Genomic DNA, 13,994 nt, shown 5'->3' with positions numbered 1-13,994 from the left:
CCTTAAGAGCTATCAGCTCAAAAACTTCTGCAACAGGTCATTGAGAAAGAGTTGCCCGCGGTCGGTGGCCGCCAGGCGTGACGGTTCGACCTGCATTAATCTACTTTGTTCTGCGTCGCGGCGGCCTTCATCGAGGCTCGCCAGATCGAGGCCGGTGCGCTCGGCGTAGAGCTTGGCATCAACCCCTTCGGTGAGGCGCAGCGCGTTCATCAGGAACTCGAACGGCAGTTCATCGTTGGTCAGTTCTTTCGCGCCGGCCTGGAAGCTTTTGGCCGGGTTGAGGTAGTCCTTTGGTGCACGGGTTTTCCAGGTGCGGATGATGCGCCCGTCCGGGTGGCTGAGCTTGCCGTGGGCGCCGGCGCCTATGCCGATAAAGTCGCCAAAGCTCCAGTAATTGAGGTTATGCCGCGCCGGCCGCCCCGGTTGGGCGTAGGCCGAGACTTCATATTGTGCGTAACCGTGTTCGGCGAGCAGTGCCTGGCCGGCTTCCTGGATATCCCACAGCGTGTCGTCTTCCGGCAGCGCGGGTGGCTGGTTCCAGAACACGGTGTTGGGTTCCAGGGTCAGTTGGTACCAGGACAGGTGCGTGGGCTTGAGTGCAATGGCCTGGCGCAGGTCGCCCAAGGCGTCCTCCAGGGACTGGTTGGGCAAGCCGTGCATCAAATCCAGGTTGAAGTTATCGAACCCGGCCTGGCGCGCCATGCCGGCTGCGCGCACGGCTTCATCGCCATTGTGGATGCGGCCCAGGGCTTCGAGCTTCTCTTGCTGGAAGCTCTGGATGCCGATGGACAGGCGATTGATCCCCAGTTTGCGGTACGCCACGAACTTCTCTTGTTCGAACGTACCGGGGTTGGCTTCCAGGGTGATCTCGATATCGTCGGTAAACGGGATACGCGTTTGAACGCCCTTGAGCAGGCGGCCCAGTGCAGCAGCGCTGAACAGGCTGGGCGTGCCGCCGCCAAAGAAGATCGAACTCAGTTTACGGCCATACACGGCGTGCAGGTCTTGGTCCAGGTCGGCCAGCAGGGCGTCCACGTACTCTTCTTCCGGCAGCACTTTGCTGGCGGTGTGGGAGTTGAAGTCGCAATACGGGCATTTGCGCACGCACCACGGGATATGGATGTACAGCGCCAGGGGCGGCAGATGGGGCAGGGCCGCCCGTGGTGTTTGCGCGCCACCGTGGATCAGCGGCTGCGCAGAGGTGTTCTGGGTCATTTCAAGCCCAGGCGCTGGCGCAGCAACGCCATGGCGCGGGCGCGGTGGCTGATCTGGTTCTTGTCGGCCGGGCTCAGTTCGGCGCTGGAGACATTGCGCTCCGGCACCCAGAACAGCGGGTCATAGCCAAACCCATGCTCACCGCTGGCGGCTTGCAGGATGCGCCCGTGCCACAGGCCTTCGCACAGAATCGGCAACGGGTCATCGGCATGCCGCACCAGGGCCAGCACGCAGACGAACTGCGCACCACGCTCGGCCTCCGGCACGTCCTTGAGGGCGTCGAGCAGCTTGGCGTTGTTGGCTGCGTCGCCCTTGCCGTCGGCGTAACGGGCGGAGTAGATGCCAGGGGCGCCGCCGAGGAAGTCCACGGCCAGGCCCGAATCATCCGCCAGGGCCGGCAGGCCAGAGATACGCGCAGCATTGCGGGCCTTGAGGATGGCATTCTCGACGAACGACAGGCCGGTCTCTTCCGGTTCGACCTGGCTGAACTCGCCAATCGAACGCAGGTGCACAGACTCACCGAGCATGGCTTGCAGTTCTTTGAGTTTGCCGGCGTTGTGGCTGGCGAGTACGAGTTGGGTAAGGTTCATCATTCGGCCGGGAACAGTTCTTGGTTGAATTGGAAACCGTGGGCCTTGCCGCCGGTTTCAACGTTGATGGTAAACGTCTTGTATTCCCGCTGGGTCACCGAGTAGGGCGCGAGGTAGCTGATGCCGCTTTTCTCTTCGATCTGCTTGAACGTCAGGATCTCGCTCTTGCCGCCCAAATCCTTGACCGTGCCAGTGACTTGCGCGGCCACCGGGCTTACGCCCTTGATCACGGTCACGTTGATCAACCCCTTCTCCTTGCTGCGCACCACACCGACTTTTTGGGCGGTCTCAGCGGGCAGGAAGCTTGAAGTGAAGGTGTTGTAATGAACGGTGATATCGCCGAAGTCTTTTTTGCGATTAGCGTCGATAGCGTCGGCGGCCATGGCGCTGGCGCCCAGGCATGCGGTCAATAGAAAAATAGCCAAACGACTCATGAACGTCCCTCTTGAAGATGATTAGACGGCAACTTTGTGGTCGGTCAGGCCAGGGCTGCTGACCCGGTAGATACCAATTTCGCCCAACAGGTTGGGCCATAGCTTACTCGCCCAGCCGTGGCGGTGCTGTTGATCGACGGCAAGGCGGTTGATCACCTTGGCTTCACGCTCGCCACACAGGGCTTCGAAGTCTTCGAAGGTGCAGAAGTGGATGTTCGGCGTGTTGTACCAGGTGTACGGCAGGAAGTCGGAGACCGGCATGCGCCCCTTGGTGGCCAGGTACCAGCGGCAGCGCCAGTGGCCAAAGTTGGGAAAGGTGATGATGCATTGGCGGCCCACGCGCAGCATTTCGTCGAGGATGCGGTCCGGGTAGTGCACCGCTTGCAGGGCTTGGGTCATCACCACGATATCGAAGCTGTTGCTGGCAAAGTTGCCCAAGCCCTTGTCCAGGTCCTGCTCGATCACGTTGATGCCCTTGGCCACGCACTGGGCGATGTTGTCCGGGTCGTTTTCCAGGCCGTAGCCGGTGACTTGCTTGTGGTCGCGCAGCCAGCTCAGCAGTTCGCCGTCGCCGCAGCCCAGGTCGAGCACGCGGCTGCCGGCGGGGATCCAGTCTTGGATGATTTCCAGGTCGGCTCTCATGGCGTTCTCACAAGCGAAATACGGTTCATGTAGTTACTGAACGCCTGCAGGTAGCGTGGGATCGGAATCAGGAAGGCGTCGTGGCCTTGCGGTGCATCGATCTCCAGGTAGCAGACGTCTTTCTTGGCGGCCATCAGGGCATCCACCAGCTCACGGGAGCGCGCTGGCGAAAAGCGCCAGTCGGTGGTGAACGACATCACGCAGAACTTGGCCGTGGCGTGCTCGAAGGTTTTTGCCAGGTCGTCATCGTGGTTGGCGGCCGGGTCGAAGTAGTCCAGAGCCTTGGTCATCAGTAGGTAGGTGTTGGCGTCAAAGCGCCCCGAGAATTCCTCGCCCTGATAACGCAGGTAGCTTTCCACCTGGAACTCGACGCTGTGGAAGTCGTAGTTGAGCTTCTCGCTCTTGAGGCCTCGGCCGAATTTCTCGCCCATGGAATCGTCGGACAGGTAGGTAATGTGGCCGACCATCCGCGCCAGCATCAGGCCGCGCTTGGGGATCACGCCCGCTTCCTGGAACGAACCGCCGTGGAACTCGGGGTCGGTGAGGATCGCCTGGCGCGCCACTTCGTTGAAGGCGATGTTCTGCGCCGACAACTTGGGCGCCGAGGCGATGGCCAGGCAATGACGCACGCGGTCCGGATAGGTGATGGTCCATTGCAGGGCCTGCATGCCGCCCAGGCTGCCGCCAATCACGGCGGCCCACTGGCTGATGCCCAGCAGGTCGGCCAGGCGTGCCTGGCTGTGCACCCAGTCTTCCACGGTCAGCACTGGGAAGTCGGCGCCGAACGGTTTGCCAGTTTCCGGGTTGAGGCTGCTGGGGCCGGTGGAGCCGTTGCAGCCGCCGAGGTTGTTCAGGCTGACCACAAAGAACTTATTGGTGTCGATGGGCTTGCCGGGGCCGATGCAACTGTCCCACCAGCCGGGCTTGCGGTCGTCAACGCTATGGAAGCCGGCGGCGTGATGATGGCCGGATAAGGCATGGCAGATCAGCACGGCGTTGTTCGCCGTGGCGTTCAGTTGGCCATAGGTTTCGTAGATCAGGTCGTAGGCTGGCAACGAACGGCCGCAGGCCAGGGCCAGGGGTTCGCTGAAATGCGCCACTTGTGGCACGACCAGTCCAACAGAATCGGGGGGGAAGGCAGCTGGCATCGACCCTGCTCTCGTTTAAATGAGGCGTAAGTCTAAAGAGCGGGGACCCTAGCGGCAAGCAATGGTCGGGGGTTAGCGTGATCGTTCCCACGCTCCGCGTGGGAATGCCTCTTGGGACGTTCTGCGTCCTGCCCTGGTGACGCGGAGCGTCACGGGCTGCATTCCCACGCAGAGCGTGGGAATGATCAGCACAAGCCATGCTATCGCAGACAAGCCAGCTCCCACACAAGCCAACTCCCATAGGGGCTACGGCATTCAGATCAGGCCAAACAACTCTTTTGGCATGTAAGCAAAGTAGGCCAGGCGCGGAATCACCCAGCTTTGCAGCAACTGAATCACGATAAACGCGAAGATCGGCGAGATATCCAGGCCACCCAGGTTCGGAATCAGGCGACGGAAGGGTGCCAGCACGGGCTCGGTGATCTGAGCCACCAATTCGGCACCTGGGCTACGGCTGCCCGGTGCGACCCAGGAGAGGATCACGCTGATGATCATCGACCAGAAAATGATCTTCAGGAACAGCGAGAAAATCCCGATCAGGCCCCATGGCAACAGCAGGACGGTGAAGGCCTGGTAGCCATTGAGCATCAGGATCACCACGAACAGCAGGATTTGCAGCAGCAACGCCAGCACCAGCGACGACATGTCCAGGCCGAACAGGCTCGGGATCACTCGGCGCAGCGGCTTGAGCAGTGGTTGGGTGGCCTTCACCACGAACTGGCACAGCGGGTTGTAGAAGTTTGCACGCACCAGTTGCAGGATAAAGCGCATCAGCACGATCAGCAGGTACAAGCTGCCCAGGGTCTGGATGATGAAAATGGCAGCGTCATTGATTCCGAGCATGTTTGATTACCTTGGTAAGGGACGACTATTTGCCCAGTTGCTCAGCCATCTCGGCTGAACGATGTGCGGCGGCACCCAGTGCTGTTTCCACCAGGGCTTCAAAGCCCCCGGCCTGGAACGACTCGATAGCCGCTTGTGTGGTGCCACCGGGCGAGGTGACGCGACGGCGCAGTTCGGCGGCATCCACCTCGCTGCCGACCGCCATTTTCGCGGCGCCCAGGGCGGTTTGCTCCGCCAGTTGCTCGGCCACGTCGTGGGGCAGGCCCAGCTTGACACCGGCGGCGGTCATGGCCTCGATCAGCAGGAAGAAGTAGGCCGGGCCACTACCGGAAACGGCGGTAACCGCATCCAGTTGCTGTTCCTGCTCCAGCCACACGGCGAGGCCCACCGCAGACAGCAGTTCCTGGGCCTGGTCACGTTGCTGCGCGGTGACTTCGCCGGTGGCATACAAACCGCTGACGCCCTGGCGCAGCAGCGCCGGGGTGTTGGGCATGCAGCGCACGATGGGCTGGGCGCCGAGCCAGTTGGTCATGCTGGCGCAGGTGATGCCAGCGGCAATCGACACCACCAGTTGGTGAGGTTGCAGACTCGGGCGCAGGCTCTCGCACACAGCCTTCATGGCCTGGGGCTTGACCGCCAGCACGATCACATCGACGCCGTGGATGGCCTCGGCATTATCAGCGAAGGTCTGGATGCCGTGTTCGGCGCTGACGCGCTCGCGGGTCTCGGCGCCCGGGTCGCTGGCGCGGATCTGCTCGGCGTCCAGGCCCTTGGCCCGCAGGCCACCGATCAGGCTGGCCGCCATGTTACCGGCGCCGATAAAGGCAATACGCGTGTTGCTCATGACAGGTCCTTATTTTCGAGGGATGTCAGCCATTTCACGGCTGGCCGTAGTCGCGGGCGCCAAACAGCGCGGTACCGATCCGCACCCAGGTGGCGCCTTGGGCAATGGCCGACTCAAGGTCGTGGCTCATGCCCATGGAAAGTGTGTCCAGCGCCAGGTTCAAGCTGGCTTGCAGGTCGCGCACCGTGGCAAACGCCGCATCCTGCTCTGCCCGATCTTCAGTCGGCTCGGGAATCGCCATCAAGCCCCGCAGCTTCAAGCGCGGCAGGGCGCTGATCGCCGTGGCCAGGGCCGGCAGGTCGGCGGGTGTGCAGCCGGACTTGCTGGCTTCGCCACTGACATTGACCTGAATGCAGATATTGAGCGGCGGCAGGTCGGCCGGGCGTTGTTCGGACAGGCGTTGTGCGATTTTCAGGCGGTCCACGGAATGCACCCAAGCGAAGTGCTCGGCGATGGCGCGAGTCTTGTTCGATTGAATGGGGCCGATGAAGTGCCAACTCAAGGGCAGGTCGGTTAATTCCGCCTGTTTGCCCAGGGCTTCCTGCAGGTAGTTTTCACCAAAGTCGCGCAGCCCGGCGGCATAGGCTTCGCGCACTGCCTGCGCGGGTTTGGTCTTGCTCACGGCCAGCAGGTGGATGCTGCTTGCGTCACGTTGCACGGCGTCGGCTGCGGCGCGGATGCGCTGGCTAACCAGGCCGATGTTGTCTGCTATCGTCGACATTCAAGATGCGCCCGTGGATATGGAGTCCGCGGCATTCTACTGGAAATGGAAAGCCCTATGGATATCACGCAATTGCTGACGGCCAGCGTAAGCCGAGGCGCCTCAGACCTGCATCTGTCAGCCGGCCTGGCACCGATGCTGCGCATTGATGGCGAGGTTTGGCCGCTGGATGGGCCAGCGCTGGACGCTACCCAAGTGGTCGACTTATTGAGCCCGTTGCTGAATAAACATCAACAAAAGGATTTCGAAACATCTCTTGAAACGGATTTTGCCTTCGAATTGCCAGGCGTCGCCCGGTTCCGGGCGAACGTGTTCCGCCAGGATCGCGGCGTGGGTGCAGTGTTCCGGGCTATTGCGACTGAGGTCCAGAGCCTGGAGGCGCTGGGATTGGGCGAGGTGTTCCAGCGTATCGCCCGCCTTCCTCGCGGCCTGGTGCTCGTGACCGGGCCCACCGGCTCGGGCAAGTCCACGACCCTGGCGGCGATGATCGACGACCTCAACCGGCATCGACGCCAGCATATCCTCACGCTGGAAGACCCCATCGAGTTTATCCACAGGCCGAAACTGGCGCTGGTCAACCAGCGCCAGGTGCATCGTGACACCCACAGTTTCTCGGTGGCCCTGCGTTCAGCCCTGCGAGAAGACCCGGATGTGATCCTGGTGGGTGAATTGCGCGATCTGGAAACCATCCGCCTTGCGCTGACGGCGGCAGAGACCGGGCACCTGGTGTTCGGCACTCTGCACACCTCGTCGGCGGCAAAGACGATAGACCGGCTGGTGGACGTCTTCCCGGCCGGGGAAAAGGCCATGGTCCGCTCGATGCTGTCGGAGTCGTTGCAGGCGGTGGTCTCTCAGGTGTTGGTGAAGAAGGTGGGCGGTGGGCGTGTGGCCGCCCATGAAATCATGCTGGGTACGCCGGCGATTCGTAACTTGATCCGTGAGGACAAGGTGGCGCAGATGGTTTCGGCAATTCAGACCGGTGGGGCGTTGGGGATGAAGACCCTGGATATGAGTTTGAAGGCGTTGGTGGGCGCGGGCCTGGTCAGTCGGGAAGAGGCGCGGGAGAAGGCGAGGGTGCCGGCAGATATCTAAAACGCACAGATACACAATGTGGGAGCTGGCTTGCCTGCGATAGCGGACTGTCAGGCACTCTGTCTGCCAACTGACACACCGTCATCGCAGGCAAGCCAGCTCCCACATTTGATTGCATTTCAAAGGGGGAGCTTCAGTGGTGCCTGGCTTAGCGCTGCACGATCCGCAGGTTGCTGTTCTGCTCTTTAGGCAGTACCCGCTTGGCAATCACGTAGTTCTTGTCCCAGAACGGCTTTTTCAGCGTGTCGATGCTCACCGACTTGCCACGGCGCGGTGCGTGAATAAAGCGGTCATTGCCCAGGTAGATGGCAACGTGGTTCACCTGGCGGCTCTTCAACTTGAAGAACAACAGATCGCCCGGCTTCAGGTCTTTGCGGTCAACCTTCAACCCATGGCCGGCCGCCATGGCGTTGGAGGTGCGTGGCAGGTCCACCGCTTTTACATCGTTAAATGCATATTTCACCAGCCCGCTGCAGTCGAACCCTTTACTTGGGCTGCTGCCGCCCCAACGATAAGGTGTACCGAGCACGTTGACGGCACGGCTCAAGACGTTGCTGCTTTGCTTGGTGTTCACGGCCAGCTGGGTGGAAAGCACTTTGCCGTGGGCCTTGCTCAGTTGAGTCGGGCGGCTGACGGTCGGCTTTGCCGCTTTGGCAGTGCTGGGCGTGCTATGGACTTTAGGGGTGAAACCGTTAACGTTCGGAAGTCGTTGCTCACGATTGGTGGCGTGGGCGGCCAGTGGCATTAATAGGCAAATGGTTAGCCATGTCTTGAAAAATGGTCGCATTAGGCGTGGCTCTTATGGGTTTGCGCGCAACTTTATAACAGCTTTTTGTGCTGTTCTCAGGCCGTTTGTCGACTGAACCTTGGGGTCAAATTCAGGAAAAACGCGACGATTCGCCGCAATTGTCCTACACAAGGCAGGCGGTACAAGGCTTTGAGGGCAGGAAGATACCATTTACCGTACGTCGGGCGCCCGTAAAAAAGTCACAAAGAAAATGAAAAAATTTATCTATCGACGCAAAAGAGGTCCTTCATGAACACCTATCAACAGGTTGGTCAGCAGCACGACACCCACAGTAAGGCGATTGGTTACCTACTGTGGATTTTCGGTTTTACCGGGGCTCATCGCTTCTATTACGGCAAGCCGGTGACCGGTACGATCTGGTTTTTCACCTTCGGCTTGCTGGGTATTGGCTGGCTGATCGACTTGTTCCTGATCCCGGCCATGGACCGTGAAGCCGACCTGCGTTTTACCGCTGGGCCCATTGAATACAACGTGGCCTGGATTCTGTTGGCGTTCCTGGGGGTGTTTGGTGTGCACCGTATGTATCAGGGCAAATGGATCACCGGCCTGATCTACCTGCTGACCGGCGGTTTGTTCCTGATCGGGGTGCTCTATGACTTCTGGACGCTGAACACGCAGATCTCGATCCGCAATGCCGAGCGCAACAGCGGGCGCTGAGCACTGATCGTTCCCACGCAGAGCGTGGGAACGAGCTTGCGCGTCAAGCCTGGTAGCTGATCCGCCCATCCATCAAGGTGTACCGCACCGTCGCCGGCAGGCTGTGGCCGATGAACGGGCAGTTTTCGCCCTTGGACAACCAACGCTCACCAGCCACCGTCGAGCTTGCCAGGTCGAACAGCACCAGGTCCGCCGGTGAACCCACCGCCAACTGGCCCGCTGGCAAGCGCAGGGCCTCGGCCGGGCCGGCGCTCAGGCGCGACAGTAGTGTCGGCAAGTCCAGCAAGCCGTCTTCCACCAGCGTCATCGCCAATGGCAGCAACAACTCCACGCTGCTGATGCCCGGCTCGGTCGCGCCAAACGGTGCCAGCTTGGCGTCTCGCTCGTGAGGTTGGTGATGGCTGGAAATCGCCGACACCACACCCGACTTCACCGCCGCACGCAAACCGTCACGGTCTGCCTTGGTGCGCAGCGGGGGCTGTACGTGGTAAAGGCTGGAGAAGTCGATCAGCGCCTCATCCGTCAGGATCAGCTGGTACAGGGCGACATCCGCAGTTACCCGCAAGCCACGGGCCTGGGCCTGGGCGATCAGAGCCACGCCCCGGGCGCTGGTCAACTGGCTGAAATGCGCACGCACGCCGCTTTGTTCCACCAGCAACAGGTCACGGGCGAGGGCCACGGTTTCTGCGGTTTCCGGAATGCCCGGCAGGCCGAGGAAGCTCGCCACTGCGCCTTCATGGGCCAGGCCGCCTTCGGCCAGGTCGCGGTCTTGGGAATGGAAGATCACCGTCAAGTCGAACGTGGCCGCGTATTCCAGGGCGCGGCACAAGGTGCGCGTGCTGCGAAAGCTTTCCAGGCCATTGCCGAAGGCCACGCAACCGGCGTCACGCAGGGCGATCAATTCGGCGAGTTGTTCGCCATCCAGGCCCTTGCTCAAGGCGCCAATGGGAAACACTTTGCAATTGCCGGCTTCGCGGGCGCGGTCGAGGATCAGCTCGGTCACAGCAGAAGTGTCCAGTACCGGCTTGGTATTGGGCGGGCAACACAGGCTGGTCACGCCACCGGCTGCCGCGGCCTGGGTTTCGCTGGCGATGTTGCCTTTGCGACTGTAGCCCGGTTCACGCAGGGCGACATTCAAGTCCACCAGCCCAGGTGCGGCCACCAGGCCCTTGGCGTCAATGCTCTGGCCGGCGTTGAAGCCGGCGGGGGCGGCGCCGATGGCGACGATCTTGCCGGCGTCCAGGTGTAGATCGGTAACTTGGTCCAGGCCGCTGGCCGGGTCGATGACTCGGGCGCCGAGAATGCTGAGCTTCACTGGGCCTGCTCCTGCTCGAATTGACGTTGCGCGGTTTGTCCGCTCATGGCCATGGACAGCACGGCCATGCGCACGGCGATGCCGTAGGTCACTTGGTTGAGAATCACCGATTGTGGGCCGTCGGCCACCGCCGACTCAATTTCCACGCCGCGGTTGATTGGCCCCGGGTGCATCACGATGGCATCCGGCTTGGCCTTGGCCAGGCGTGCGGTGGTCAGGCCGAACAGGCGGTAGAACTCACCTTCGCTGGGCAACAAGCCCCCGGCCATGCGCTCGCGTTGCAGGCGCAGCATGATCACCACGTCCACATCCTTGAGGCCTTCGGCCATGTCGGTGTAGACCTTCACGCCATACTGTTCGATGCCGATGGGCAATAGGGTCTTGGGCGCGATCACGCGGATATCCGGGCAACCCAGGGCCTTGAGAGCCAGCATGTTCGAACGTGCCACCCGCGAATGCAGGATGTCGCCGACGATGGCTACCGAGAGGTTTTCAAAGCTGCCCTTGTGCCGACGAATGGTGAGCATGTCGAGCATGCCCTGGGTCGGGTGCGCGTGACGGCCGTCGCCGCCATTGATGATCGCCACGTTCGGGCACACATGCTCGGCGATGAAATGCGCAGCGCCGGAGTCGCCGTGGCGTACCACGAACATGTCGGCGGCCATGGCTTCCAGGTTGCGCAAGGTATCGAGCAGGGTTTCGCCCTTGCTCGCCGACGAGGTGGACACGTTCAGCGTGATCACATCGGCCGACAGCCGCTGGGCCGCCAGTTCAAAGGTGGTGCGGGTGCGGGTGGAGTTCTCGAAGAACACGTTGCAGATGGTTTTGCCGCGCAACAGCGGGACTTTCTTCACTGCCCGGCCACCGACTTCCAGGAACGAGTCGGCGGTGTCGAGGATTTCGGTGAGCAGTTCGCGGGGCAAACCGTCGAGGGACAAGAAGTGTTGCAACTGGCCCTGAGCATTGAGCTGCAGCGGGCGCTTGGCATCTAGAGGCGTCATCGCGGGGACTCTTTACAAGGCGGTTTAAAGGGCAAGGTCTTGCAGTTCGAGTTCGAGCGGCGTAGGACCGGACAATTTTACCCGCTGCTGGGGTGCAAGCGACAGGGTTGCACCCACGACGTCCGGGCTGATCGGCAGTTCGCCAGCATCCAGGTCCAGCAGGCACACCAGGGTCACGCTGGCAGGGCGGCCATAGTCGAACAATTCGTTCATGGCGGCGCGGATGGTGCGGCCGCTCATCAGCACGTCGTCGATCAATACCAGGTGCTGGCCTTCGATCTCGAAGGGCAGGGCCGATGGGCGCACTTGTGGATGCAGGCCGTTCTGGCTGAAGTCGTCGCGGTAGAAGGACACGTCCAGGGTGCCCAGAGGCGAATCGCTGCCCAGTGCTTCCAGCAATGCCTGGGCTACCCACACGCCACCGGTGCGTATGCCGATAAAACGCGGTTCGCCGATGGCACGGTGTTCCAGGTGCGCCTTGAGGCGTATCGCCATCTGGCTGATCAGTTCGGCAGGGTTCGGCAAGCTCATAGTGGCTCCTTATCAAGTGTGTAGGAGCGAGCTTGCTCGCGAAAAACTCATGGGCACCGCGTTCATCCAGCCTTCTCGCGGTATCGTTAACGTTCTTCGCGGGCAAGCCCGCTCCTACAGGATCGCGGCGGGTCAGGATTCAAATAAAGCGGTGTTTTCATCCAGCCAGCCCTGCAACAGCAAGGCCGCGGCGATAGCGTCTACCGGGTTGTCGCGGTAACTGCCCTTTTGCCCGCCACGGTCGCGGCGCTCTCCCTTGGCTTCGAAGGTGGTGAGGCGTTCGTCGTGGGTATAGAACGGCAGGTTGTAGCGGCCATTGAGGCGGCGCGCGAACTTCTCGGCGCGCAGGCACATGTCACTGGGGGTGCCATCCATGTTCAGGGGCAGGCCGACCACCACCGCGTCAGGCTTCCACTCTTTAATCAGGGCTTCGACCTGGTTCCAGTCCGGCACGCCATTCTGGGCCTTGAGGGTGCACAGCTCGCGGGCCTGGCCGGTGATGACCTGGCCAACCGCTACGCCGATCTGTTTGGTGCCGTAGTCAAAACCGAGGATCAGACGCAAAGCCATCAGGCGTGCCCCGCCTGGCTGGTCAGCAGGCTGAGGTTGACCCGCAGCTTGGCTGCTGCCGCTTCCAGGCGCAATTCGCTGGCGGTGTTGAACAAAATATCAGCGTCGAACGGGCAGGTCAGCCAGGCATTGCTGGCCAGTTCGGCCTCCAGTTGCCCGGCTTCCCAACCGGCGTAGCCCAGGGTGATCACACTCTGCTCGGGGCCGATGCCGTCGGCGATGGCGAACAGCACATCCTGGGATGTGGACAGTGACACCCCATCAAGGTCTACCGTGGCCTGGAACGTCGGCCCGGTGGGGTGCAGTACAAAACCGCGATCGGTCTGCACCGGCCCGCCGAAGTAGATCGGTACGCCCTGGCAGCGCGCTGGCGGGTCGATTTCCGGGCGCAGTTGCTCAAGGATATCGGCCAGGTTCAGCTCCTGCGGGCGGTTGACCACCAACCCCATGGCACCATTGGCCGTGTGCTCGACGATGTAGGTCAAGGTCTGCGCAAAGTTCGGGTCGGCCATATGGGGCATGGCGATCAGGAATTGGTGCTTGAGGTAAGTCGGGCTGACGTTTTTCATGTCCGCTAGTGTGGCGTTGGAGGGACGAACTGACAAGTGCGGGCGCGAGCCTGGTCGCTGATCGTTCCCACGCGGAGCGTGGGAACGATCTGTGCGATCAGTTGCTGGACAACCGGTCGCCCTTGGCGAACCGCCAGGTGCGGATGATTTCCAGGCGGTCCACGTCGTTCAAGTCGCCGCTGAACGGCGCAAAGGGCGCGGCCAGGCGCACGATGCGTTGCGCGGCCTGGTCCAGCAGCGGCTGGCCGGAGGACTCCAGCACCTGCACTTCATACAGCGAGCCGTCACGGTTGATCGACACCAGCAAGCGCAAGTTGCCATAAATCTGCTGGCGCCGTGCCTCGTCCGGGTAGTTGAGGTTGCCGATGCGTTCGACCTTCTTGCGCCACTCGTCCTTATACCAGGCGCCTTTGTCGCGCATGGTCGAGGCCGCGTTCAGGCGGTAGATGCGCGGGCGCTTGGCATACAGCTGTTGTTCATGGGCCAGTTCGGCTTCGAGGCTGGAAATTTCGTCGGACAGCGTCGAACTGTCGAACGTCGGCGCAGGTTTCACTGGCTCGGGCTTGGGTTCGGTCTTGGCCTTTTCGCGCTGGGTCGGGGCTTTTTGCGGCTTGGGCGCGACGGTGGCTACCGCAGCCTTGGGCGTGGCCTGCTTGACCTCGGGCTTTGGCGCCGGCGGTGGGGTGACCTTCTTGACCTGGTTGTCGTGGAAGGGCGCCACTTCGGTGGTCTTGGGCACGGCTTTCTTGTCGAGGGTGCCGCTGCCTTGCTGGTTTTCCTGGGCGAGAAAGTCAGCCTTTTCGGGCTTCTTTTCGCTCTTGAACGTAGCAAGTGTGATTTCCAGGGTCTTGGTGATCTGCTTGGGTTCCACCAGGGTGAACCCCACGCCCAGGAGCAGGGCGAGGTGAATCAGCGCAGCGAGAAACAGGGTAAAACCGAGACGATCAGCCGGGCGCACGCCGCTATGGGTGAATTCGGGGGGCAGATCGGACGGGAGTGTCATGACAAGAAAAC

General features: G+C 61.6%; 17 protein-coding genes. 2 read left to right on the top strand and 15 right to left on the bottom strand.

Annotated features, from left to right (window positions below; all coding sequences use genetic code 11):
• Positions 1–12: 12 nt before the first annotated feature.
• The 8 genes from hemW to AB4P90_RS27725 all read right to left on the bottom strand — a co-directional run bounded on the left by hemW (position 13) and on the right by AB4P90_RS27725 (position 6,437).
• Complete coding sequence (gene hemW / locus AB4P90_RS27760) at positions 13–1,215, bottom strand: radical SAM family heme chaperone HemW (protein WP_395605521.1); 1,203 nt, start codon at positions 1,213–1,215, stop codon at positions 13–15.
• The gene (gene rdgB, locus AB4P90_RS27755) at positions 1,212–1,808 is read right to left on the bottom strand and encodes an RdgB/HAM1 family non-canonical purine NTP pyrophosphatase (protein WP_003195095.1); all 597 of its coding nucleotides are present in this window, start codon (positions 1,806–1,808) and stop codon (positions 1,212–1,214) included. Before rdgB ends, hemW begins: the two co-directional genes overlap by 4 nt.
• A complete protein-coding gene (locus AB4P90_RS27750; protein ID WP_014720331.1) occupies positions 1,805–2,239 on the bottom strand; it encodes a DUF4426 domain-containing protein in 435 nt (144 codons plus the stop codon). Before AB4P90_RS27750 ends, rdgB begins: the two co-directional genes overlap by 4 nt.
• Before the next feature lie 21 nt (positions 2,240–2,260).
• A complete protein-coding gene (gene metW, locus AB4P90_RS27745; protein ID WP_003195091.1) occupies positions 2,261–2,881 on the bottom strand; it encodes a methionine biosynthesis protein MetW in 621 nt (206 codons plus the stop codon).
• The gene (locus tag AB4P90_RS27740) at positions 2,878–4,029 is read right to left on the bottom strand and encodes a homoserine O-acetyltransferase (protein ID WP_200599503.1); all 1,152 of its coding nucleotides are present in this window, start codon (positions 4,027–4,029) and stop codon (positions 2,878–2,880) included. The genes metW and AB4P90_RS27740 overlap by 4 nt, the downstream gene beginning before the upstream one ends.
• Before the next feature lie 255 nt (positions 4,030–4,284).
• Positions 4,285–4,872 carry a YggT family protein gene (locus tag AB4P90_RS27735; protein ID WP_003195087.1) on the bottom strand — a complete coding sequence of 196 codons (588 nt, stop codon included), beginning with the start codon at positions 4,870–4,872 and terminating at the stop codon, positions 4,285–4,287.
• 25 nt (positions 4,873–4,897) lie between these two features.
• Complete coding sequence (gene proC / locus AB4P90_RS27730) at positions 4,898–5,716, bottom strand: pyrroline-5-carboxylate reductase (protein WP_014720329.1); 819 nt, start codon at positions 5,714–5,716, stop codon at positions 4,898–4,900.
• Between the two features lie 34 nt (positions 5,717–5,750).
• Positions 5,751–6,437 (bottom strand): YggS family pyridoxal phosphate-dependent enzyme, encoded by a 687-nt coding sequence (locus AB4P90_RS27725; protein ID WP_032894716.1) that lies wholly within the window; start codon positions 6,435–6,437, stop codon positions 5,751–5,753.
• 57 nt (positions 6,438–6,494) lie between these two features.
• Here AB4P90_RS27725 and AB4P90_RS27720 point away from each other — a divergent pair, with 57 nt between their 5' ends.
• Positions 6,495–7,529 carry a type IV pilus twitching motility protein PilT gene (locus AB4P90_RS27720; RefSeq protein ID WP_014720327.1) on the top strand — a complete coding sequence of 345 codons (1,035 nt, stop codon included), beginning with the start codon at positions 6,495–6,497 and terminating at the stop codon, positions 7,527–7,529.
• Between the two features lie 148 nt (positions 7,530–7,677).
• On the opposite strand, the gene AB4P90_RS27715 is transcribed toward AB4P90_RS27720, so the two are convergent.
• Positions 7,678–8,316 carry a C40 family peptidase gene (locus tag AB4P90_RS27715; RefSeq protein ID WP_003195078.1) on the bottom strand — a complete coding sequence of 213 codons (639 nt, stop codon included), beginning with the start codon at positions 8,314–8,316 and terminating at the stop codon, positions 7,678–7,680.
• A 249-nt stretch (positions 8,317–8,565) separates the two neighbouring features.
• On the opposite strand from AB4P90_RS27715, the gene AB4P90_RS27710 reads away from it, so the two are divergent.
• Positions 8,566–8,994: a TM2 domain-containing protein gene (locus tag AB4P90_RS27710; RefSeq protein WP_020301920.1), complete on the top strand. Its 429-nt coding sequence runs from the start codon at positions 8,566–8,568 to the stop codon at positions 8,992–8,994.
• Between the two features lie 43 nt (positions 8,995–9,037).
• Here AB4P90_RS27710 and AB4P90_RS27705 read toward each other — a convergent pair whose 3' ends face one another.
• From AB4P90_RS27705 to AB4P90_RS27680, 6 genes are all read right to left on the bottom strand, one after another.
• Complete coding sequence (locus AB4P90_RS27705; protein ID WP_014720326.1) at positions 9,038–10,309, bottom strand: dihydroorotase; 1,272 nt, start codon at positions 10,307–10,309, stop codon at positions 9,038–9,040.
• Positions 10,306–11,310: an aspartate carbamoyltransferase catalytic subunit gene (locus AB4P90_RS27700; protein ID WP_014720325.1), complete on the bottom strand. Its 1,005-nt coding sequence runs from the start codon at positions 11,308–11,310 to the stop codon at positions 10,306–10,308. Before AB4P90_RS27700 ends, AB4P90_RS27705 begins: the two co-directional genes overlap by 4 nt.
• A 24-nt stretch (positions 11,311–11,334) precedes the next feature.
• Positions 11,335–11,841 carry a bifunctional pyr operon transcriptional regulator/uracil phosphoribosyltransferase PyrR gene (gene pyrR, locus AB4P90_RS27695; RefSeq protein WP_014720324.1) on the bottom strand — a complete coding sequence of 169 codons (507 nt, stop codon included), beginning with the start codon at positions 11,839–11,841 and terminating at the stop codon, positions 11,335–11,337.
• A gap of 132 nt (positions 11,842–11,973) precedes the next feature.
• Positions 11,974–12,411, bottom strand: coding sequence for a Holliday junction resolvase RuvX (ruvX, locus tag AB4P90_RS27690; RefSeq protein ID WP_003195067.1), 438 nt, complete (start codon positions 12,409–12,411; stop codon positions 11,974–11,976).
• A complete protein-coding gene (locus AB4P90_RS27685; protein WP_019817750.1) occupies positions 12,411–12,980 on the bottom strand; it encodes a YqgE/AlgH family protein in 570 nt (189 codons plus the stop codon). Before AB4P90_RS27685 ends, ruvX begins: the two co-directional genes overlap by 1 nt.
• A 97-nt stretch (positions 12,981–13,077) precedes the next feature.
• A complete protein-coding gene (locus AB4P90_RS27680) occupies positions 13,078–13,983 on the bottom strand; it encodes an energy transducer TonB (protein ID WP_014720322.1) in 906 nt (301 codons plus the stop codon).
• Positions 13,984–13,994 lie beyond the last annotated feature (11 nt).

It is taken from the genome of Pseudomonas sp. B16120, assembly GCF_044218845.1.
GTDB classification, from domain to species: Bacteria; Pseudomonadota; Gammaproteobacteria; order Pseudomonadales; family Pseudomonadaceae; genus Aquipseudomonas; species Aquipseudomonas paracarnis.
Note: the sequence above shows the minus strand (reverse complement) of the source record. Positions and strands in the feature narration are given on the sequence as shown.